Below are 22,347 nucleotides of genomic sequence, written 5' to 3'. Positions count from 1 at the left end.
CCTGTATGAAATTTTTAAGACAATACGAAGTGAACAGAAAGACCAAAAAAAATCCATTTCAATCAGATTAATTGACTAGAGAGGGTATTTGATAACAAAACACCCTACGGATTAACCTATAGGGCGTAAGAAGTTAGTGCTTTTTGACAGGATTATGCAGGTTGAGCAATGAAGCTTTCTCGCTCAAGTTCGCTCTGAACATTTTTGCCATCTTTGTAGATCGCGGCAATCTCTACAAATTGCGATTCAACGGCAAGAAACGCGAGTACAACTTGCGGGTCAAAATGCGTCCCATTGCCCTCTAAGATGATCTGCTTGGCTTGCTCATGAGTAAAGGCTGGCTTATAAACTCGTTTCGATATTAGCGCATCATAGACATCCGCTAATGCCATTAATCGACCAGACAAAGGGATCGCTTCTCCAGACAGTTGATTGGGGTAACCGCTGCCATTCCATTTTTCATGGTGAGTCAGTGATATTTCTTTTGCGACTTTTAAGAAAGAGCAGCTTCCCAACTGCTTTTCTGCGATAGACAAGGCTTCAGCGCCAATTGCAGGGTGGCCCTTCATTATTTCAAATTCTTCGTCGGTTAATTTCCCCGGCTTTAGTAAAACATTGTCAGGGATACCCACCTTGCCGACGTCATGCAGGGGAGCCGACTTATAAAGCAACTCGATATAATTTGGTGTTAACAAAGTAGAGTGCGTTTCAGATTTGCTGAGTTCTTGTGCGAGTACCTTAACGTATTCTTGGGTTCTTAGAATATGGGCGCCAGTTTCATTGTCTCGAGATTCTGCGAGTGCAGACAGGCTTACAATTGCAACGTCACGGGTAGTTTTGACTTCGTTTTGTGCCGTTTCGAGGCTATCAAGCATGATGTTGGTCATTGATGCCATTGAACCCAGCTCATTGTAGCCGAAAATAGGTAAGCGAACGCCTTGTTCGCCACTGGTAACCTTTCTCAATGCGTGTTCTTGGCTTAGGAGAATTCGCTTAATCAGCTTACTCCATAAAGTCATAATGGTTATCGCGTATCCACCCAGAACTACTGCCAAATAAATGAACTCTTTAATCACGCTGATCTTGCCTGTGCCATCCAACAAGCGTTCAGGGTTGTGCTCTAACCAGAAGATGTCTTTAACTGCAATCATCGTCAGCATGGTGGTCAGTGTAACCAGAAGTACGATGACTAAACCGACCATTTGTTTAACTAATGAACTTCGTTCGCCAATCAGTTGGAAGTCAAACTGCCCAGAATGTTCCATTTTGTCCATTTGCGCAAGTTTAGCTTTCAACTGAAGAATGCTTCCAGTAAAGAAGCCAAATAACGTCATTCCAAAGAGCACTTTTAAATTGCTATCGATGGTGAAGTCATAACTTAAGTTGTAATAAAGCGCAAAAGGGACACTAGCAGCAAAAAACAACAAGGTGTCGAGCTGCGCAAACCGACCTTGTTTAACTAAAGCATGGCGGGCTAATAGGTAATGGCGCACAAACCAGACTAAGGCAAAAACGACACTCACTTGAGTGAAAATTTCTAACGTCGTTAAGGTGTCGAGCATAGGGCATACCCGACTGCCATAGGTGCCAAAAAGCACACCAGCGATGGCATATAGCTGGGTTGTTAGCGATTGATTATAGTTTGATGTATCCATCGATAAGCCTTTGTTCAGTTTCGTTTCTGGTCTGTATAATTCTTACTAGATTCACGACTTTTAAGTACGCATATTTTACTTTGCAAGACGCATTGCTTGCTTTGAAATATACATAACTTGAATGACTTGCGTAAATAGGACCAGAAATTCTATCGATAGCTTTCGCTGAATGATACAAGAAACTGGTTTGTGTTAGTGATTTGTTAGCTAGGTGGGGGTTATTGCAGCATTACTATGAAGATACTTGAATAGCCTCGTTAAGATTAGAGGCTATTCAGTCGGTATACTTGAGTGGAATCGCGAGTGATTGAGTTCGCTATCTACTTTAAAACAATTACTTTTTCAGGTTGATTTCAGCTTCGATAGAACCTGTTTCAATCTCAGGGTGAGATGCTAGTTTGTCTGATGCCCATTGGTTAAGGTGTTTCAGAATAGCAGACACCGCGTGTTTCTCAGTTGGTGCTTGGTCTTGATCGACGTCGATCTTCTGCTTTGGATGTGAGCCTGTTGCATCTTCAGCGATATGTAGCCAATCTGGGTGCCAGTAATATGGCTGGCCACTCGGTGTTGTCCAACTATGAACACCGTTTGACTCTCCTTTATAACTTAACTGGTCTGCTTCTATTTTTTTCATTGTTATCTCGCATGTTTTTTGGGTTACATCAAATTATAGAGGCGTAGAGCGAACTTGGCTCCCGCCTTGGTTACAAACTTAGCAAAGCATACAAAGTTATCTGTGAACCAATTCACACTATTATAGAAATTAGGTCCAATCATATGGATAGCAGCAATAGTTGTTAACGTTAGTGATAAAATCCTCGGCTTATTAGAATTTATCTAGGTAGTACAATTAGATGGCGCGTTATGAAGAGCTTGCAAAGGATATTCGAACTCAGATCGCTAATAACACTTGGCGATCCGGAGAGAAGATCCCTTCGGTACGCATGAGTTGTCGAAATTACAACGTCAGTAATAGTACTGTCTTACAAGCCTACCAATTGTTAGAAAGCGAAGGGTGGATCATCGCTAAGCCTCAGTCGGGCTACTTTGTTGCACCACGTGTGGACGGCGTTGATTATGAACTGCCGTTAGTACACCAAAAGAAAGCCATTAATGATCGCTTATTCGACTTTTTGAAGTCGAGTTCCGCAGAAGGTGTGATTCCTTTTGGCTCAGCATTCCCAGACCCTGATCTGTTTCCTTTACCTACCTTGACCCGAAATCTCGCGAGTGCTGGCAGAAAAATGACTGGCGCGAGTGTCATTAATAATCTGCCACCGGGCAGTGAGTCCTTAAGAAGACAAATCGCGCAGCGTTACCTGCAACAAGGCATTACGGTTAACCATCAAGATATCGTGATTACCTCTGGCGCAATGGAAGCGCTTAACTTAAGCCTGCAAACGGTTACTAAGTCGGGTGATAATGTTGTGATTGAATCTCCTGCTTTCTATGGTGCTTTACAGGCCGTAGAGAGGTTAGGACTCAATCCTATCGAAGTGGATGTTTGTCCAATCAATGGATTGAATATTGAGCAGTTTGAAAGCGCACTACAAAACCAAGATGTAAAAGCGTGTTGGTTGATGACGACGTTTCAAAACCCGACAGGGACAAGTTTGTCTGAAGAAGCGAAGCGCCGTGTGGTTGAGATTGCAGAACAACACGAAACCTACATTATTGAAGATGACGTATATGGTGACCTCTACTTCGAAGGGCATAAGCCCAAGCCACTAAAAGCCTTCGATAAGACCGATTCTGTTCTGCTTTGTGGTTCGTATTCAAAAAGTTTATGCCCAGGTTATCGTGTGGGGTGGGTTGTTAATACTCGTTTCAACGATGCCATTCAAAAGCTTCAGCTCCTTTCTACGTTATCAAGCAGTGCGCCTGTTCAGCTTGGTGTCGCACACTTTTTAACGCATGAAAGCTATGACAATCATCTTCGTAAATTGCGTAAAAATCTTCTAGTGAGAAAAGAGCGATTCATTGAGGTCATCAAGCAGTACTTCCCGCATTCCGTCGAGATTGAAGAACCGGCTGGTGGATACTTCATATGGATTCGTCTTTCCACCAAATTCGACAGTCAACAATTTTACCAACTAGCGATTGCTCAGGGGATCAGTGTCGCTTCAGGCGATCTGTTTAGTGAGCAGGGCAGAGTAGATAACGCGATCAGATTGAACTTCTCTTATGAACTCACAGAAGAGAAAGAACAAGCACTAATCTTGCTTGGCAAACTGGCACATCAACTTACGCATTCGTAAAACCTTAAGTCACTCATAAAACAGACCATGATTTCAACTGTACGGATTGTTTCTGGCGCAACTGTACGCCTTGTACAACAAAGAGTTGTGATTCAATACAGTTAGACCAAATATTGGAGATACCGTTATGTTGAAAATGACTATGGGAAATGAAGTTAAGCTGATTATCGTCGCGATTGTGTGTGCGCTTCTGCTTATTCTCGGCCACGTATTGCTGGCAAAAGCCTTCGCTGATATGGCTTGGGCGGAATACACAACTGCGGCTATCCCGTTCGTTATGATGGCAATCTGCGGTCTCGCGATAAAATACGCTATCGACCAAGATGTAGATTAAGCCGATTATCCAGTCGAATTATTTTAAGCCCTGCCAGAATTTGGCAGGGCTTTTTCGTTTCAAATAACCTGAATTTTTGAATAATGGCATCAAACCTGAGCTCTGAAGGCTATCTCATACTTTAATGCCACAGGCTTTGTAAGTCTGTGTAAGCGCGAAATGGTGATTATTTGGAATATGCATCACCTTTAGTCAAAAACTTGGCTTATTGGTTGTGCTAGGAAATAACCAGAGCCTACCTTTCATTGTTATACATTCACGTCAATTATTGGTCGCTGTGCGATAAAAGTGACCCAGTTAAAGGCTTACAGTACCTTACAGGTTTAAATTCCCCATTTATTACAATTGGTTATGACTAATTGAGGTGCGGGATTATGAGATTGAAATATACAAAAACAAACCTGTGCATGTTGGCTTTGATAGCCACTAATGCTTCAGCAAGCGAACTCGATGTTGATTTAAATCGACTAAGCAATTTTTCGGAAGTTGGTACTAATAGACTGTCTATTACCAGTGAATTTATCGGCTATGAGCTTGATGAGGGAAAGTATCGTTACGCAAGAGAGGTGGATCTAAATGGTTTGGATTGGGCATTTTTGTATGGTGATCATCAAAGAGTTGAGAAAGAAAATATTGATCTGATAAGCGATGTAACCGTGAGTGGTGAATTAAATCAGATCATTAATTCAGATAGTAAAAACGCCTTTGGCAATCGTTATTACTGGCAAGGCGGTGACTCTAACGATTATAAACAGGAACTATCTTTTGCTGGTCTAATTCAAGGTGCTGGTGGTTTTGATTTTCATGTTAAACCGGGGAAACAAGGGCGTTTTTCTGTTGAACTGTACACGCACAACTGGCTGTCTTCTGCCAATGTGACGGCGTGTATTAAAAAGCAATGTAACACTATCAAAAATGATATTTCCTTTCACATGACCAGTGTAAAAAACATCGTCACCTTTGAAACCCAATCTCCAGATGACATCGTTGAAATCTCATATTCACGCCAATATAGGCAGTTTGATTTTGAATCGAGACAAGGCTATCACGCTATTGAGGCTATCCAGTTGAGAGAGGTTGAGTAACATGAAAAGAATCATTCTAGCATCAGCAATTGTAGCGACTTTTTCTGCGCACGCGGGTCTCGGAAAAATGGATCGTTCGGTCACTCAACACAAAACGTTCGCTCTACAAACTCAATTCGATTTTGCATGTCATATGAATGCAGGCTCGGCAACGTTGATTGACCCTTACTGGGTGATAACGGCAAATCACGTATCAGGCTCTAAAAGTGAAGGGTATGAAAATGCAGTAACTTGTTCTTCTTATGAAAAAGATGAGAACGGTAAGTACAACGTTATTCATACATCACGTGCGACTACTGACCCTGATGGTGAGTGGGGGGAGTATGAATTTACCGATGGCATTTATGATTTCGCTCTGGTGCGCTTAGACACGCCAATAACCGGTATTAAACCTGCGAAGTTACCAGAGAAAGGGATGTTCGATCATTCAGAGGTTTATGAAGTAAATAGCGTTGGCTTTGGCAACTACAACGGCCGTAATGGCGGAAAGAAATTTGTTAAGTACAATGACACAGATAAGAAATGGTTAGCTGAATATAAATATAACCCGGTGATCATGCCTCAAAGTGATTTGCAGTGGCTGATCATCCATGGCGACTCAGGTTCAGGCATTACGATTGAACGAGACGACGAGTTTTACATTATTGGAGAAATTGGCCTTCAATATTATGGCGAGCTTGGTTGGCAAGATACCTTTGATGATGTTTTGGGGAGATTAGATTCCTTAAACAAGGATATGAGAACGCATGGGTTTAGTTACTCGAAGCCAGTAAATCTTGGTGACGTAAGATGGACGCCAACGACCCAGAACAGTATCGAAGATCTTCATGCCTTTTACAGCTACTGGAAAGCTGGAAGTATGGACTTTAATGGTACTTATTGGACGAAGGATGGCGGTATTTACAACACCGCTTATGCGCAAGAAGGTGAAACGTACACTTTTGAAACTGTCATTCCTGCAAACCCAAAAGCGCCCGCTTTTGATGTGTTTGTAAATGGTCGTCAGGTTGCTCATAACATTAGGGCGGATAAGGATAGTTTATTCTTTAAAGTGAATGCTTTTGAGCAAAAGGGTGATCAGATGGTGATTGAATTTAAGCCGCTAGAACAGACGGGCGAGAAGATACTTTTAGATCACTTTTTGGTTCGTACTGTCGAGTAGATTGAGCAGTTAAGCTTTTATCAGTAGGCGCTTATCAATGGCGCTTATGAACATGCCCTTATAAATGAGCGCGTATAAAAAAACCTCCGTATATACGGAGGTTTTTATCTATCTATACTGACTTCTCTGAAAGAAGAAAGCTGAGATTAGAAGTTAGCAGAGCGTGGCGTACGTGGGAATGGAATCACGTCACGAACGTTGCCCATACCTGTTACGTAAGATACTAGACGCTCGAAGCCAAGACCGAAGCCTGCGTGTGGCACGGTGCCGTATTTACGTAGGTCGCGGTACCAGCTCATGTGTTCTGGGTCGATACCCATGCCAATCATGCGCTCGTCTAGAATGTCTAGACGTTCTTCACGTTGTGCACCACCGATGATTTCACCGATGCCTGGTGCAAGTACGTCCATTGCTGCAACTGTTTTACCGTCGTCGTTTAAGCGCATGTAGAAAGCTTTGATGTCTTTCGGGTAGTTCTTAACGATAACAGGAGCTTTAAAGTGCTCTTCAGCTAGGTAACGCTCATGCTCAGAAGACATGTCGATGCCCCACTCAACGTCAAATTCAAACTTCTTACCAGAGTCTAGTAGGATTTGGATTGCGTCAGTGTAGTCAACTTGTGCGAAATCAGCGTCTACAAATTGCTCTAGACGAGTGATTGCTTCTTTGTCGATGCGAGAAGCGAAGAACTCAAGGTCGTCGCGGCGCTCTTCAAGAACAGCAGCAAAAACGTACTTAAGCATGTCTTCAGCCAGTTTCGCTACATCGTCAAGGTCTGCAAACGCAACTTCAGGCTCAACCATCCAGAACTCAGCTAGGTGGCGGCTTGTGTTTGAGTTTTCAGCACGGAACGTAGGACCGAACGTGTAAACCTTGCTTAGTGCACAAGCGTAAGCTTCAGCATTAAGTTGGCCAGATACAGTTAGGAAAGTCTCTTTACCGAAGAAATCTTCGTTGAAATCAACTTTGCCTTCGTCAGTGCGAGGTAGGTTTTCCATGTCTAGCGTAGATACGCGGAACATTTCACCAGCGCCTTCTGCATCAGATGCAGTGATAAGCGGAGCTGAAGTCCAGAAAAAGCCTTGCTCGTGGTAGAAACGGTGAATCGCTTGAGATAAACAGTTACGTACACGTGCTACTGCGCCGATCACGTTTGTACGTGGGCGTAGGTGAGCAACTTCACGAAGGTATTCGATAGAGTGACGTGTCTTAGCCATTGGATAAGTGTCAGCGTCTTCAACCCAGCCTACAACTTTAACGTCAGTTGCTGCTAGTTCGAAGTCTTGACCTTTCGCAGGAGACTCAACAATCTTACCCGTTACTTCAACAGAGCAGCCAGTTGTTAGCTTTAATACTTCGTCTTCGTAATTATTAAGATTATTAGGAACCACGGCCTGAATCGGGTCGAAACAAGAGCCGTCATAAATGGCAAGGAAAGAGATTCCAGCTTTGGAATCACGACGTGAACGGATCCAGCCGCGAACAGTTACTTCACTGTCTACCGCTAGCTTGCCGCCAAGTACGTCTGTTACAGGCGCGTAAGTCATGTTGGTTTCATTCTCCATTGAGGGACAAATTCAGCTCAAAGTTACTGGCATTAATACAAATAAATAGACATTTGCACAATAATTAGCCGAAACATTGAGTTGTATAAACTTTTTAAATCGATTGAACATATTACCTGTCATACGGACAGCTTCAACCTTTATTCTTGCTCGACGAAAGAAATATTGTGTCTACAGACAATAAAAACCACTAAGGGTTGTTTTTTTGTTCGATTTCATGCGGTGTAATTGCCGTTAGACGTTTATAAACGTCATGCCGAAGTTAGGTTATTAAACTAGGTTAGTAACGGTTTTAGTGAATAGCAGTAACCGTTTTAATGAATAGCCGTAACCGTTGACGAGCTGATATAGGTTTGGAATCTTTGTTTGCAATAATGAATGTGTGATTGCATCAAGACTCACTTTATATTGGCGCGGCTCAAGATAGCTCAATGCTTACGATCCAACTTGATACTTACGATCTAGTCTAATGTTTACTCGCTAGCTTAATTTTTACTGTTTACCTTAGTGCCTATTATTAATCGGCTTGAGCTTACTTGATCAATAGCAAACCAATCACAAACCAGAGGAGTTTAATATTCACGTGTTAATTACGCCGCCTTAGCCCCTGCATTCTCTCTACACCCGCACTTTTCGAGCGCTCGCTCATTCAAGAAAAACAGTCGATCAAATTATGTCTCAACAAGGCAGGGATGACTGTATAAGTAAAAGAGAATTACATGCTTAATTATTTAAAAAAACACTGGTTATCAAATGTTAAAGGAGATTCATTATCTGGGATTGTCGTTGCACTTGCATTGATCCCTGAAGCTATCGCATTTTCAATTATCGCAGGCGTAGATCCAAAAGTAGGGTTATACGCATCTTTCTGTATTTGTGTCGTCACCGCTTTGGTTGGAAGTCGTCCGGGAATGATCTCCGGAGCAACAGGCGCAATGGCGCTGTTAATGGTTACTTTAGTTAAAGACCACGGGCTAGAATATCTACTCGCCGCTTCATTCCTTGCTGGCGTGATTCAAATTGCCGCGGGTTATCTCAAGCTGGGTAACTTAATGAACTTTGTTTCAAAATCAGTCATAACGGGTTTTGTTAACGCACTCGCGATTCTTATCTTCATGGCGCAACTCCCCGAACTCATCAATGTGCCATCAAGCGTTTACCTGTTAGTCGCTCTTGGTTTAGCCATTATTTATCTGCTTCCTTATTTCCCTAAATTAGGCAGTGCGATACCGTCTCCATTGATTGCCATCGTAGTACTTACTATCGTCAGTCTGCTCCTTGGTTTGGATGTCAGAACAATTGGCGATATGGGTAAGCTTCCCGATTCACTCCCGGTATTTTTGATTCCTAATATTCCATTCACGTTTGATACGCTGGCGACCATACTTCCTTATTCTATTGCTCTGTCCCTCGTAGGCTTATTAGAGTCCTTAATGACAGCGACGATCGTCGATGATCTGACTGATACAGAAAGTAATAAAAACAATGAATGCAAAGGGCAGGGTGTAGCGAATATCGTGGCCTCTTTATTTGGTGGCATGGCGGGGTGTGCGATGATCGGCCAGTCGATAATCAATATCAAATCTGGCGGTTTGACGAGGTTATCAAGCTTAATTGCAGGTGTTGTCTTGTTGTTGATGGTGGTGTTTGTTTCTGATTGGTTGAAGCTGATACCGATGGCCGCTTTAGTGTCTGTGATGATCATGGTTTCAATCGGCACGTTTTCATGGCGTTCCGTTGTTGAGCTTAAAGACCACACACTCCCAACTAACGTAACCATGCTAGCAACCGTGGCGGTGGTGGTGTTTACTCACAATCTCGCAATAGGTGTTGCGGTTGGCGTGGTGCTATCGGCTCTATTTTATGCGCATGCTAGCAAGTCGATGGTCTTTATATCCGATGAGGTCGTGACCAACGAACTGCACACCACTCATCGAGTAAAAGGCCATGTCTTCTTTGCTTCTTCGGATGCCTTTGTCGATCTATTTGATTATGACAACGCCACGTCTTTAGTGACGATCGATATATCGGATGCGTCGTTCCTAGATAACACGTCGGTTGAGGCGCTTGATAAGGTCGTGTTTAAGTTCCGTAAAAAAGGCGCTTATGTAGAGGTCGCAGGAATGGATACCGTGAGTGCGAATCTGATATTCAAACACGCGATGTACCACAAGCATAAAGATTTAACCGCGGTTTCCATTACGCATTAATCATGGTTTAAGGTATTTTGAAAGCCTGAACTAGACATTGTTATGAAGATAAAGCGCTCATCTTTGAGCGCTTTTTTTGTTGATGTCGGTCTGGGAGTTCTAACGACCTATGACTGACCTTTATCGTTGGTGTTTGAGTTCGATAAGGTGAATTGGTTGATAAGAGATTCAAGGTGATCAGACAGCTCTTCTAAATCATTACTGATTCCACGAGTCTCAGCCGCAGACTGCGATGTGTTGTCGGCGTGAGAAGTGATGGTTTCAACTTTTTGTTGAACATCTTCAGTTGCGTGTGTAGTGGATTGCGTCTGTTGTTGAATATTTTTCGCATGAGCCAGCACTTGTTTCATTTCTTCAACGACACCATTCATTTCAACGGACAGAGCGTCGATATCTGTTGAGCTTTGATGTGCTTGTTCGCAAACACGGTCGGCCGAAGTTAACGACTCTTCGCTACCTTGTTGGAACTGATGGATAATCGATTCAATACTGCCTGTCGCTTCAGCCGTTCGTGATGCAAGATTACGAACTTCATCAGCAACCACAGCGAAACCACGGCCTTGTTCGCCTGCGCGAGCAGCTTCAATCGCTGCATTTAAGGCTAGAAGATTGGTTTGGTCGGCAATGCCACGAATCACACTCAATATTGAAGAAACCTCTCCGGTTTGCTCATTGAGTGTCAGTATCTTGTGTTTCACTTCTTCTATGCTGCTGACTAGGTTCTTTATCTCACTACTTGCATCATGTGCTTGGTTAGCACTTTTACAGGCCACATCAGCGGTATGATTGATGAGCTCTGAAGCGGTTAAAGTGGCTTGTTCTACATTGACTTGCTGCGCCTGTATCCCTTCGATATTGTTTTGTACTTCAGCGGTTTCGTTTTGTTGATCGCTGGCGGCTTGCTCGGTAATTTGTGCAACACTGGTCAGTTGGTTGGCAGACGCATTCAGTTTGTGCGAGGTGTCTTGTACCTTCTCTAAGCTGTAGGAAACGGTGCCCATGAACGAGTTGATGGAGTTAGCAAGCGTGCCAATTTCATCCTTGCTTTGCTCTGGCAGCCGAGTTGATAGGTTTTTATCACTGCTGACTTGGGTCATAAAGCGAGAGGTTTGTTGAAGCGGGCGGACGATTATCTTGCGAATCAATCCCATAGTAAGAACGAATCCGGCAAAGGAGATCACCGCCATGATACCGATCGCTGTCATCGTTTGAGTATTGATCAGCGAGTTCACATGGCTAAGGTTATATTCAAGTCGAATTGCACCTAATACTTCCCCTTCTGGCGCCATATGACATGCCACACAATTGGTGCCGCGATAGTTCTCGCTCGACTTCATTGGCAGAGCAATAACCAAGCCTTTTCCCCAATCGGCTGAAAAGGGTTCGATAACGGTTTCACCCGCTAGCGCTCGTTTATCAATATCATCCACAGGTGTTTGGTTGTCATTGCCAGGCCCGTATAACTTACTTACCGCATCAGCACGCAATACACGAACATTTTCAATGCCTTCTTGAGCTAAGGCTTTCTGACGAAGGGTCTCTTTTTGTGCCATGGTGCCAGTGAGCATCATCATATTGAGGCTATCGAAATAGTTGCTCGCTTTATCGTGAAGCTGCTCACTTAACACTGAGTTTACAAGTTGCTTTTGCTGCGAATATTGAAAGTAGGTCGATATTGCTAATAGAAAAGTGAACACAATGGCGAGGGCCACTAGGATTTTAAAGGTGATTGTTGAGCGCATAAGGTGTTTGTTTTTATTAATTATAATGACGCGCATACTTTACGTGTAAGAGACTCTACCACCTATGAGGTATAACCGATTGTGTGACCACACTCCGGTTGTGGTTATGTTTCTGTGATGTAGCGAGTTTGTGATGATGTTCTTTGGGCGAATGAAAGGGAGTTTATCGTTAAATTTGAAGGGTATGAAAAGCCCAAATAAACGTACATGACTTGAATAAACATATTCAGCGGGCTGTCTTTATACTGGCCAAGCGTCAATATTAAAATCCACCTGCCAAAACAGGTGGATTTTTACTTTTACTTTCAGTTGTCGATTGACAGTTAGCTGACGGTTGAAAGGGGAATGGCGTCAGAGGTTGATTTCTCTAATCTGATGGCAATAAATTTTGAGGTCGGAGTAAAGGTTCGTTCACCATAGCTGTCTAGAGGAACCAAAGGGTTGGTTTCAGGATAGTAAGCCGCCGCCTGACCCTGTGGAACGTCATAAGCTACCAGGGTAAACCCTTTCACTTTTCTCGTTACACCATCTTCCCAAAGCGACACCATATCGACCTTGTCACCCGGTTCAAAACCGAGCTTCAATATATCAGCTTCATTGATAAACAAAACTTCGCGCATACCAAAGACACCGCGGTACCGATCATTCAAGCCATATAGCGTGGTGTTGTATTGGTCATGGGAACGCATGGTTTGCAAGATCAAATCGGGTTTATTACCACCTTGCAACACCGCTTCATTAATCAGTTGTTTTGGTAGTTCATTGGAGCCAAATTGCGCTTTGCCGCTGAGGGTGTTCCATTGACGATTTGCGGCAGGATTGACTAAATGAAATCCACCCGGATTTTCCAGTTTCTGATTGAAGTCAGTAAAGCCCGGAATCGTATCTGCAATGAGGTCTCGAATATGCCCATAATCTTGAATGACCCAATTCCAATCGATTGGATGGCTGCCCAGTGTGGCATTGGCAATACCCGCGACAATGGCTGGTTCAGAACGTAAATGCTCTGATCGAGGTTCGAGCTGTCCGTAAGAGATGTGAACCATGCTGAAGGTATCTTCGACGGTGATGCCTTGTGGCCCATTAGCTTGTGTATCGATTTCCGTGCGCCCCAAACATGGCAAAATCAAGGCATCTTGACCGGTAACAAGGTGAGAGCGATTGAGTTTGGTTGAAATATGAACGGTTAGGTCACAATTTTTCATCGCCAGATGCGTGCGAGGAGTATCGGGTGTGGCTTGCGCAAAATTACCACCTAAACCAATAAAGACTTTCGAGCGTTTTTCCTCCATCGCTTTAATCGCTTGTATGGTGTTGTGGCCTACATCTCGCGGGGCATTGAAGTTAAAGCGGCGTTCTATGCTATCAAGAAATTGGTTTGACGGTTTTTCATCGATGCCCATTGTACGATCGCCTTGGACATTACTATGCCCCCTAACTGGTGATAGCCCAGCACCTGGCTTACCGACGTTGCCGCGCAACAATTGCACATTGGCTACTTCTTTGATGGTTTGTACTGAATGACGATGTTGTGTTAGCCCCATAGCCCAACACATGATCACCTTTTCTGAACGGCGGTACATGTCTGCGACCATTTCTATTTCGCTTAAAGCTAACCCTGATTGTTCAGCGATATGCTCCCATGTTGTCGCATCAACTTCTGCTAAGTATTCATCAATACCTGTGGTGTGTTCGCTGATGAATTTACGATCAAATATGGCTTTTCCTTCGGTTGCGAGCGCATCACGTTCCCATTGCAGTAAATACTTAGCCATCCCACGAAAGACCGCCATATCGCCACCTAATGCTGGTCTTAAATAAGGTTCATCGCGGCTTTCCGGGGAAAGCCGCTTTTATCTTCAAGAAGAAGTAGTCTGTATCTCGATACCCATACCCCATTCGCTTGATTAACTTTATCTTGTTGTTTATCCCTTCCAGTGTGCAGGTGTTCAACGGATAACTTGCCGATGCGATAATGCCGTGAAGATAAGGACTCAGTTTTCGTGCGAACTCTTTCAATGGCTTAATTCCACTCTCTTGCACTTGTTCCCACCACGTGTCCCAGAGCCCCTTCGCGTGCCCTTCGGATTCACAATACCAAAGCTCTTTGAGTTGGGCTCCGAGTATATAAGTGGTCATTAAGTCCTTATTGATATTCAATATTTCAGTAAGATAGCTATCTTGACGTGTATTTAAGTTGCCTCTATTTTTCAGCAGTACCCACCGTGAGCGCTTCACCCATTGCCTCGCTTTTTTATCTTGCTTGAGTTTGTTGGCTTGGTCGACTCTGACTCTATCCATCACCTCGCGACCGAACTTAGCAACAACATGGAATAAGTCGTAAACGATTTTTGCGTTCGGGCAGTGCGCTTGAACTTCAAGGTCAAAAGCCGTATTCATGTCCATCGCTACTGCTTCGATATTTACCCCATTCTCGCCTAGCTGCTCGAAGAACGGCCGTATGTCCTTGCGGCTGCGGCCTAATCCAACCCAAATGACTTGATGAGTCTTCGCATCAGCGATGACGGTGGCATATCGATGCCCTTTAAAGATGGCGAACTCATCCATCACGAGCTGCTTTAGCTCACCCCATTTCACTGGCGGCACCACTTGTCGAAGTCGGCGTTTATCTATTTCTTTAATGGTGTGCCAATGAACGCCCGTAATTTGGGATATATGCTTAATGGGAAGCAGGGGTAGCAGTTGTTCTATATAGCTTTTTAGGCGCTTTGTTATACGAGCATAAGGCTCTAACCAAGAGAGAGATTCTGTTTTTATGCCGCAGTCACGACACTTAATCCTTCGAGTTTGAACGGAAAGTTCAACAGGCACACCGAGCAACATGGCATCCTTTACGTGACGCCATTGATACTCATGGATAGCCTCGGCCTCAAGACCACAAAGGCATTTAGCCTCAGAGCTAGGTTTAAGAGTCAGGGTAATAAGTGATGCAGTCTGGAGAGACTTTACTATTTGAAAGCCTTCCCAGAATGAAGATAGGAAAGTATGATTCGGCATAGAAACGGTAGTTTGTGTATGATTTTTGTTTGGCGACTAAACCATATCACTTACTACCGTTTTTGTTTTTAGTTCCCGCTAATCCGCGATGAACCAAAAAAAAGCCCCTGCAGTTGCAGAGGCTCTTGTAAGAGTCGTTAACGCTCTTTATTCCAAGCGCAGTACGCATTATTCCAAGCGCAGTACGCTTTATTGAGAGCGCAGCACGCTTTATTAGAATGCAGTACGCTTGTAGCGACGGTAAACCGGCTGCCAGAAGTGCTGGTCAATCGCTTGTTGAAGAGCTTCTTCAGTGATCTCTAGTGCAACACCTTGTTCAATCGCTTTTTTACCAACGGCAAGAGCAATCTTCTTAGATACGGTGTGAATCTCTTCCAATGGTGGAAGTAGCGCACCTGAACCATTGATAGCAAGTGGAGAACACGTAGCAAGCGCACGGCTTGATTCCATCAGCATTTCATCAGTGATACGTGAAGCATTCACAGCCAATACACCAAGGCCAATACCTGGGAAGATGTAGCTGTTGTTACATTGAGCGATTGGGTAAGTGGTGCCGTTATGAGTTACTGGCTCAAACGGGCTACCTGTCGCAACCAGTGCTTGGCCATCAGTCCAACGAATAATGTCGTTTGGAGTTGCTTCAACACGGCTTGTTGGGTTAGACAGTGGGAACACGATAGGGCGTTCACAGTGTAGGTTCATCTCTTTGATGACTTCTTTGCTGAACAGACCTGGAGCACCAGATACACCAACTAATACTGTTGGTTTCGCGTGGCGAACAACGTCTAGTAGAGAGAAACCAGTGCCGTCGCTTTCCCAGTCTTTGGTGTTTTCGTTGGTTTGAACGAGACGCTGTTGGAAATCAAGCAGGTTTTGCATGCCTTCCTGTAGCAGACCCCAACGGTCAACCATGTAAACTTGAGAGCGTGCTTGTGCATCGCTGATACCTTCAGACACCATTTGAGCAATGATAGCTTCAGCAATACCACAACCTGCAGAACCCGCACCTAAGAAGGTGATGCGTTGATCTGAAAGTTTGCTGTTTGCTGCTTTACATGCTGCAAGTAGAGAACCAACCGTTACGGCTGCTGTGCCTTGGATGTCATCGTTGAAACAACAGAGGCGATCTTTGTAACGCTCAAGCAGTGGCATTGCGTTCTTTTGTGCGAAATCTTCGAACTGAACTAATGCATCAGGCCAGCGGCGTTGAACCGCTTGGATGAACTCTTCAACGAATGCATCGTAGTCAGCACCTGTGATACGAGGGTGACGCCAGCCCATGTACATTGGGTCTGCAAGACGTTGAGGGTTGTTTGTACCCACATCGAGCACGATAGGTAGCATGTAAGCTGGGCTGATACCGCCACAAGCTGTGTACAGTGCTAGCTTACCAATTGGAATACCCATGCCACCGATACCTTGGTCTCCCAAACCAAGAATACGCTCACCATCCGTAACCACGATAACTTTAACGTTGTGGTTTGTCGCATTGTTCAGTAGGTCATCGATACGATCGCGGTTCGGGTATGAGATAAACAGACCACGGCCACGACGGTAAATATTTGAGAAGTTCTCACATGCTGCGCCAACCGTTGGCGTGTAAATGATAGGCATCATTTCAGAGATGTGGTTTTGAACTAAACGATAAAATAGCGTTTCATTTGTATCTTGGATGTTACGAAGGTAGATATGTTTATCCATATCGCTTTCGAAGTTGCAGTACTGCTTATATGCACGTCCAACTTGCTCTTGGATTGTTTCGGTTGTTTCCGGTAACAAGCCTTCAAGGTTAAAAGAGCTTCGCTCTTCTGCAGAGAATGCGCTGCCTTTGTTTAGAAGAGGAGTACTTAGTAGAGCAGGACCTGCATAAGGAATATATAGAGGGCGTTTATCGTTGTTCATTGGATGCCTAATATGGGAGAAAGAGTAACTGAAAAATGATAACGGTTTAGTTATTCAATTGTAAATAGTTTCCCTCCGATCTTTGCAAACAAAATGATATTCTTACTTCTGTCCCACACTTATCGAATTCGAACGCCATAATTCGTTATACTTCGCTCACACTTTTTTGCGACTCTTCCTTTTTATGTCACAACTTCCCATCGATGCTTATCAAAATACATTCCATGAACAAATCTCAAATTCTCATCTCGTAGTAGAAGCAGAAACGGGATCGGGCAAATCAACACGCCTACCTATTTGGGCCTCTCAGCATGGGCGAGTGCTCGTGGTGGAGCCAAGGCGAATCGCGTGTATGTCACTCGCTAATTACCTAGCACAGCAGTCGGGTGAGAAGCTTGGTGGTAAGGTTGGTTATGCGATTAAGCTTGAGTCGAAGTACAACGAGCAAACCAATATTGTTTTTGTGACTCCCGGTATTGCGTTGCGTTGGTTGTCAGAAGATGGACTAGCCGGTTTCGATGTGATCGTGGTGGATGAGTTTCACGAGAGGCGCTGGGACATTGATCTGCTGGTGGCGATTCTCAAACAAAAAGAGAGCCATCGCTTGGTGATCACTTCAGCAACTATTGAAGGGGAGCGTCTTGCTCATTACTTGGGGGCGAATCGAATTAGCTGTGAAGGCCGAACTTATCAAGTTGCTATTGAACACAGGGCGAATGAATCAAGAGCATTGCCCGATATTCGATATCTAGAGCAACGCATTGCTGAAGAAGTGAATCATCAACTGATCGCTTCACATGGCGATATCTTGGTTTTCCTGCCGGGTAAAAAAGAGATCGTGCAATGTGAACAAGCCTTGGCAAAGAATCCAGATATCCAAGTGGTGAAGTTGCATGCTTCGGTCAGTGAAAAAGAACGAGATTTAGCGTTATCGGGTCGTAATATCAATACTGAAGGTAATGGCCTGAGAAAGGTCATTCTTGCTACTAATGTTGCTGAAACTTCCCTCACCATACCTGATATTGGCGTGGTGATAGATTCAGGATTAGAAAGACGCACCGTTCAACGAAACGGAAGAACCACACTGATGCTTAAATCCATATCACGAGCGAGTGCCAAACAACGAGCTGGCCGCGCGGGTAGGGTGATGGATGGCATTTGTGTTCGTCTATATGGCGAACATGCGGCGTTAGAGTTAGTCACACCACCTGAATTGCAGCGTGAAGAGCTTACTGAACCTATGTTGGCCGCGGCATGTTGTGGTGCTCCGCTTGAGAGCTTGCCTTTCCTTGATCCTATTCCTGAGAAGTCATTAAACAGCGCGACTCAAACCTTGCTCACGATGGAGGCGATTAATACCGACCATCAAATTACCGAGCATGGAAAGAAACTTTACCCGCTGCCAATTGACGCTTTGTATGCCGATATTGTTACTCGAATCAAAACCAAAGCATTAAAAGAGGCGATGGTCGATCTCACTGCCGCGCTGTCCGTTCCTGCTCGCTTGTACCAATTACCAAACAATGCAGAACATCTTGAAGCGCTGGCTCAACAAGAGAAAGAAGGGTGTGATCTAAGCCTGTTAATTCAGATTGTTCGTGGTCGCGATTATCCGCATTTAGAAATCGACCAGCAGGCATTGAATGAAGCACAAGGATTGGCTAAGCAAATGCGTGAGGTGTTTGAACTTCCTCAGCTAGAAGTCGCGTCACGTTTCCAACGTATTGAACTGTTTAAGACTATTGTGAACCTTCATCCTGAGCTGGTGTTTGTGCGCCGACTGAAGAGGAAAGAAGCTTTTGCCAATGGAGTGTTAGAGGTAGTACTCGGCCGTCAGAATCGTTTCCCGGACAATGCACAAGCGATGTTGGTGCTTGATACCCATAGTTTGCCGGGAAGAGGCGTTAAGCAGACATTGACGTTGGCCACAACTACCGCGCCTATTTCTCTTGAGCTTGTCGTTGAAGAAGAGCTAGGTGAGTGGCAGCAAGGTGAAACGGTTGTGAACGATGATGGCGTCTTTACTGAGATGGTATTGGTGTATGCAGGTCGAACGATTGCCACTAGATTGGTCGCCGCTGAAGGTCAGTTATCATTGAAGCCAATCGTCGATCTTGTGTTAAAAGGCGTCCAGCTTCCCGGTTTTGCAAAGGTTCGTACTCAAGAAATCAGACACTGGCAGTTGTATGTAAAACTTGGGTTCGATGAACAAACAAAATATACTCCTGAGATCGAGCAACTTAGCTTTGAACTATGGTTTATACAACAGCTTGAGGTGTTAGGGGTTACCGATGTCAGCGAGCTAGAAATGTTTGAACATTCAGACATTCCATTTGATGGTATCCCAGAATGGCTTTATTCAGAGTTTTCGGAAAAATACCCGTTTGCATTGAGCCTTGCCGACTTGCAACTCGATGTAGAATATTTGCCCGCGCGAAAGCTGATTTACGTTCACTATCAATCGGGTAGCCGAAAGTTATCGCCAAAACGTTGGGAGCTGCCAACATGGTCTGGTTGGCGTATTCAGTACAAAAAAGCGAGCCGGATTATTGATATAAAATAGATAGATAACTTTTATCTCTAAAATATTAATCAAATAGGTGCATATATGATTTTTCAGTGCTTATTTTGTTACAAAATTGATTTTTATATGCCTTTTTAACCAATCAAAAGGTCATAAAAGACTATTCTTCTATATCCTATTGCTATAAAGAAAGAGTTGGTGGATATTGAGTATATTGTGTTGCCAAAGTGTCGGGGGACATCATGGATAAACAGGAAGAGACGCGTGTAGAGTTTGATTACACAACATTTCTTGGCGCATCATGCAGTAAAAAATGGACTTTTCTGGAAGCACTAACCACGATTGCGCCAGTATTCAGCACTGTCTGGAGAGATAGCATCAAAGAGCTAGCAACCCCAGAAGACCGTTTATGGCAGATGGCTTTGAAATCAATGTCTACGCGTAAAAGTGATGAATCAAACATTGTCACCTTACTTAAGCTTGCCAAGCTAGAAGGGATAAATGAGCTCAAAGTTGTTATGCCGTATTCTCTTGAAGAAGAGCAGATTGATTACATAGAATCACGTAGCCATTTAGTGATTGCAGATAACTCTGGTGAAGAGTTTACTATCAAGCTGTGATCATAATGTTTTTAGTCCTATGACTTCAAAGTTAGTTCATTGAATTCAAGGCTAATTCTATGAATTTAGTGAAGTGTATATCATAAAAAAGGGCCTCAATGATGAGGCCCTTTTGCGTATTTTAAGACGAGGTATTGATTGAACAGTGCTTAGTCTAAGTCTAAGCCTAAAGCCAAATCGTATTAGTCGATTAGACCATAGTCGGCACGCAATACATCGACTATCTCTTGCTTAGGATTGTCGCTCAATACAATCTCGCCGCCTGTAATTTTTGCCGCGATATCAAGGTAAGTACGAGAAAGAGACATTAACGCATCCAATGGAAGTTCATTGTCACGAGCTAATGCTTCACGCTCTGGCATACGTTCTTTGTTCAATAGAATGTCAGCATCAGGGAAGTAGTTAAGCAAGAACTGACGGAAACCCTCTTTAGAGTTTTCAACGATGTTGCCTTTGTTGTATTCCTGAGTATCCCAAATGCGAGATGAATCTGGAGTACCCACTTCGTCCATATAGATCAGCTTTTCTTTACCTTGAGCATCGTTGACGTAACCAAATTCAAACTTTGTATCCACAAAGGTTTGGTCGACTTTCGCGAGTGCTTGGCTGATAACGTTGAAGCCTTCTTTTAGCAACTTCTCGTAGTGCGCGATATCGCTTGCTTGAGTAAAGTTGAACGCTGCGAAGTTATCTTCGATGTTGTTACGCGAGATGTTCACATCGTCAGCTTCTGGAACACCAGGGATACCTTTCAAAATCCCTTTTGTTGAAGGCGTGATCAGTAGCTCAGGTAGCTTCTTGTCTTTCTCGAGGCCTTCAGGCATCTCGATACCACAGAATTCACGTTCGCCGTTTGCGTATGCACGCCACATTGAACCTGTGATGTATTGACGACAAATCGCTTCGATCATGACTGGGCGAGCTTTTTGTACAATCCATACGAACGGGTGAGGGATATCAAGAATATGACTGTCAGCAAGTCCGTGGTCTTTAAACAATTTGAACCAGTGGTTAGAGATAGCATTCAGAGCCGCTCCCTTACCTGGAACACCTTTAAGATTACCTTCACCACGCCAGATACAATCAAATGCAGAGATACGGTCACTGATCACCATGATTGCTAAAGGCGCATCTGGTGCTACATCGTAGCCTTTTTCTTTGATTAGTCGTTGACTATCTTCTTCAGTTAACCAGTAGACTGAGCGAACTTTGCCACTGTGGACAGGTTTGTCAGTACGGATTGGTAGGTCATCATTTACGGCAAGAACTTGATCAGCAAGGCTCATTTAGACATTCCTATCTTTTATCAAACGTCATACAGAGAAGTGCGGTGTGCACATGATTAGACGGGCATTATACTCAATCTACTATTTCCTTCCAGATAAAAAGCAAACGATTGCTAAATCTATTATTTAAATAAAAACCCCCGCCTAACAATTCGACAAAAAATAGGCGAATTGTAGGGCAGGGGAAGGCAGTATATTTGGACTGTGTTTTGGAGCTATGCGGTTAACTTAAGTTTGTTAGCTAAAAGATTAAGCTATGTTTGTGAGCCAAAATGTTATTAAGCAAGGTGGCTTAGTGAATACGCTCTGAATTCGCATCCATAAAGAAGACCTCGCACTGAAAGCGCATTCCTAATGTTCTTAGGTATTGCTGACTGAATTGATCAATCGATGCACTTGCCACAATCGCACTCGCATTCTTAGAGCGAATGGCTTTCTCGACGGTTTCTACCTCAGTCATTTGATGAGAGGCTTTCATATGAATAACTCGGTCGCAGCAAACATTATGTTGCTTAAGCTGCTTAGCCGATGGTCTCGGTGTTTGAGCGGTAAACAGTAGCCACTGATGTTGGTTGGACAGCAACGCCATTCTTGCAAATAACGCTTCCTCGTTTGAATTTTTTCTTTTACGAGAAACTGATGTAAATGCGCAGTGAACTAGCGGGCTAGAGTGTTGGGCTTTAACGTGTGCTTGAATCATTTTGCTGTCCTTATATACATGCTGTATGTGTATACAGTAGTTTCAGTTGCTTATAAGATCAAGCGTTTTTTGCGGGATTATTGGACGATTTTGTCTTAAGTTATAGATTGAACATAGTTAAGTTGTTGAAATTAAATAATAAATTAAATTTGAATGAATTTGCTGTTTTGTCTCATAATTTGAAAAAATGTGAGCCTTATACAGGTTTATACAGTGGTTTTGACAGAAAAGTACTGTATACACCTGTATAGAAGAGAGAAGAGAGAAGAGAGAAGAGAGAAGAGAG

General features: G+C 43.7%; 15 protein-coding genes and 1 pseudogene. 7 read left to right on the top strand and 9 right to left on the bottom strand.

Going from position 1 to position 22,347, the window contains the following annotated elements; genetic code table 11:
• Positions 1-152 precede the first annotated feature (152 nt).
• Together AC3CHU_RS09635 and AC3CHU_RS09630 are read right to left on the bottom strand one after the other, a co-directional pair.
• A complete protein-coding gene (locus tag AC3CHU_RS09635) occupies positions 153-1,655 on the bottom strand; it encodes an HD-GYP domain-containing protein (protein WP_488524433.1) in 1,503 nt (500 codons plus the stop codon).
• Positions 1,656-1,989: 334 nt separating this feature from the next.
• Entirely contained in the window at positions 1,990-2,289 is a 300-nt protein-coding gene (locus AC3CHU_RS09630) for a hypothetical protein (protein WP_004734705.1), read from the bottom strand.
• Between the two features lie 220 nt (positions 2,290-2,509).
• Between AC3CHU_RS09630 and AC3CHU_RS09625 the strand changes: the two genes are divergently transcribed.
• The 4 genes from AC3CHU_RS09625 (at position 2,510) to AC3CHU_RS09610 (ending at position 6,494) form a co-directional block, all read left to right on the top strand.
• Positions 2,510-3,913 (top strand): aminotransferase-like domain-containing protein, encoded by a 1,404-nt coding sequence (locus AC3CHU_RS09625; RefSeq protein WP_237290628.1) that lies wholly within the window; start codon positions 2,510-2,512, stop codon positions 3,911-3,913.
• 127 nt (positions 3,914-4,040) lie between these two features.
• Entirely contained in the window at positions 4,041-4,247 is a 207-nt protein-coding gene (locus tag AC3CHU_RS09620) for a hypothetical protein (RefSeq protein ID WP_004734707.1), read from the top strand.
• 407 nt (positions 4,248-4,654) lie between these two features.
• Positions 4,655-5,332, top strand: coding sequence for a hypothetical protein (locus AC3CHU_RS09615; RefSeq protein WP_488525487.1), 678 nt, complete (start codon positions 4,655-4,657; stop codon positions 5,330-5,332).
• Between the two features lies 1 nt (position 5,333).
• Positions 5,334-6,494, top strand: coding sequence for a trypsin-like serine peptidase (locus AC3CHU_RS09610; protein ID WP_428786383.1), 1,161 nt, complete (start codon positions 5,334-5,336; stop codon positions 6,492-6,494).
• A 146-nt stretch (positions 6,495-6,640) separates the two neighbouring features.
• Here AC3CHU_RS09610 and asnS read toward each other — a convergent pair whose 3' ends face one another.
• Positions 6,641-8,041 carry an asparagine--tRNA ligase gene (gene asnS / locus AC3CHU_RS09605; RefSeq protein ID WP_004734710.1) on the bottom strand — a complete coding sequence of 467 codons (1,401 nt, stop codon included), beginning with the start codon at positions 8,039-8,041 and terminating at the stop codon, positions 6,641-6,643.
• 737 nt (positions 8,042-8,778) lie between these two features.
• On the opposite strand from asnS, the gene AC3CHU_RS09600 reads away from it, so the two are divergent.
• Positions 8,779-10,269, top strand: a complete 1,491-nt coding sequence (locus AC3CHU_RS09600) for a SulP family inorganic anion transporter (RefSeq protein ID WP_488524432.1) — start codon at positions 8,779-8,781, stop codon at positions 10,267-10,269.
• Positions 10,270-10,376: 107 nt separating this feature from the next.
• On the opposite strand, the gene AC3CHU_RS09595 is transcribed toward AC3CHU_RS09600, so the two are convergent.
• From AC3CHU_RS09595 to AC3CHU_RS09580, 4 genes and pseudogenes are all read right to left on the bottom strand, one after another.
• Entirely contained in the window at positions 10,377-12,011 is a 1,635-nt protein-coding gene (locus AC3CHU_RS09595; RefSeq protein ID WP_171314644.1) for a methyl-accepting chemotaxis protein, read from the bottom strand.
• A 323-nt stretch (positions 12,012-12,334) separates the two neighbouring features.
• Positions 12,335-13,831, bottom strand: a pseudogene (locus AC3CHU_RS09590) (molybdopterin dinucleotide binding domain-containing protein); the annotation flags it as partial.
• Positions 13,832-13,835: 4 nt separating this feature from the next.
• On the bottom strand, positions 13,836-15,029 hold the full coding sequence (locus tag AC3CHU_RS09585) for an ISL3 family transposase (protein ID WP_488524348.1): 1,194 nt from the start codon (positions 15,027-15,029) through the stop codon (positions 13,836-13,838).
• A gap of 213 nt (positions 15,030-15,242) precedes the next feature.
• Positions 15,243-16,931 carry an NAD-dependent malic enzyme gene (locus tag AC3CHU_RS09580; protein ID WP_004733414.1) on the bottom strand — a complete coding sequence of 563 codons (1,689 nt, stop codon included), beginning with the start codon at positions 16,929-16,931 and terminating at the stop codon, positions 15,243-15,245.
• A gap of 184 nt (positions 16,932-17,115) precedes the next feature.
• Here AC3CHU_RS09580 and AC3CHU_RS09575 point away from each other — a divergent pair, with 184 nt between their 5' ends.
• On the top strand, positions 17,116-19,494 hold the full coding sequence (locus tag AC3CHU_RS09575; RefSeq protein ID WP_488524431.1) for a helicase-related protein: 2,379 nt from the start codon (positions 17,116-17,118) through the stop codon (positions 19,492-19,494).
• 203 nt (positions 19,495-19,697) lie between these two features.
• On the top strand, positions 19,698-20,075 hold the full coding sequence (locus AC3CHU_RS09570) for a hypothetical protein (protein WP_017072933.1): 378 nt from the start codon (positions 19,698-19,700) through the stop codon (positions 20,073-20,075).
• Positions 20,076-20,257: 182 nt separating this feature from the next.
• Here AC3CHU_RS09570 and AC3CHU_RS09565 read toward each other — a convergent pair whose 3' ends face one another.
• Entirely contained in the window at positions 20,258-21,361 is a 1,104-nt protein-coding gene (locus tag AC3CHU_RS09565; RefSeq protein ID WP_488524430.1) for a phosphoribosylaminoimidazolesuccinocarboxamide synthase, read from the bottom strand.
• 292 nt (positions 21,362-21,653) lie between these two features.
• A complete protein-coding gene (locus tag AC3CHU_RS09560; protein ID WP_488524429.1) occupies positions 21,654-22,061 on the bottom strand; it encodes a SulA-like leucine-rich domain-containing protein in 408 nt (135 codons plus the stop codon).
• Positions 22,062-22,347 lie beyond the last annotated feature (286 nt).

Source organism: Vibrio sp. QJM3NY_39 (assembly GCF_057785895.1).
Note: the sequence above shows the minus strand (reverse complement) of the source record. Positions and strands in the feature narration are given on the sequence as shown.

Excerpts from the sequence above, each read along its gene's own strand:
- AC3CHU_RS09635 (WP_488524433.1), bottom strand. The coding sequence starts at position 1,655 with ATGGATACATCAAACTATAATCAATCGCTAACAACCCAGCTATATGCC.
- AC3CHU_RS09630 (WP_004734705.1), bottom strand. The coding sequence starts at position 2,289 with ATGAAAAAAATAGAAGCAGACCAGTTAAGTTATAAAGGAGAGTCAAAC.
- AC3CHU_RS09625 (WP_237290628.1), top strand. The coding sequence starts at position 2,510 with ATGGCGCGTTATGAAGAGCTTGCAAAGGATATTCGAACTCAGATCGCT.
- AC3CHU_RS09620 (WP_004734707.1), top strand. The coding sequence starts at position 4,041 with ATGTTGAAAATGACTATGGGAAATGAAGTTAAGCTGATTATCGTCGCG.
- AC3CHU_RS09615 (WP_488525487.1), top strand. The coding sequence starts at position 4,655 with ATGTTGGCTTTGATAGCCACTAATGCTTCAGCAAGCGAACTCGATGTT.
- AC3CHU_RS09610 (WP_428786383.1), top strand. The coding sequence starts at position 5,334 with ATGAAAAGAATCATTCTAGCATCAGCAATTGTAGCGACTTTTTCTGCG.
- asnS (WP_004734710.1), bottom strand. The coding sequence starts at position 8,041 with ATGACTTACGCGCCTGTAACAGACGTACTTGGCGGCAAGCTAGCGGTA.
- AC3CHU_RS09600 (WP_488524432.1), top strand. The coding sequence starts at position 8,779 with ATGCTTAATTATTTAAAAAAACACTGGTTATCAAATGTTAAAGGAGAT.
- AC3CHU_RS09595 (WP_171314644.1), bottom strand. The coding sequence starts at position 12,011 with ATGCGCTCAACAATCACCTTTAAAATCCTAGTGGCCCTCGCCATTGTG.
- AC3CHU_RS09585 (WP_488524348.1), bottom strand. The coding sequence starts at position 15,029 with ATGCCGAATCATACTTTCCTATCTTCATTCTGGGAAGGCTTTCAAATA.
- AC3CHU_RS09580 (WP_004733414.1), bottom strand. The coding sequence starts at position 16,931 with ATGAACAACGATAAACGCCCTCTATATATTCCTTATGCAGGTCCTGCT.
- AC3CHU_RS09575 (WP_488524431.1), top strand. The coding sequence starts at position 17,116 with ATGTCACAACTTCCCATCGATGCTTATCAAAATACATTCCATGAACAA.
- AC3CHU_RS09570 (WP_017072933.1), top strand. The coding sequence starts at position 19,698 with ATGGATAAACAGGAAGAGACGCGTGTAGAGTTTGATTACACAACATTT.
- AC3CHU_RS09565 (WP_488524430.1), bottom strand. The coding sequence starts at position 21,361 with ATGAGCCTTGCTGATCAAGTTCTTGCCGTAAATGATGACCTACCAATC.
- AC3CHU_RS09560 (WP_488524429.1), bottom strand. The coding sequence starts at position 22,061 with ATGATTCAAGCACACGTTAAAGCCCAACACTCTAGCCCGCTAGTTCAC.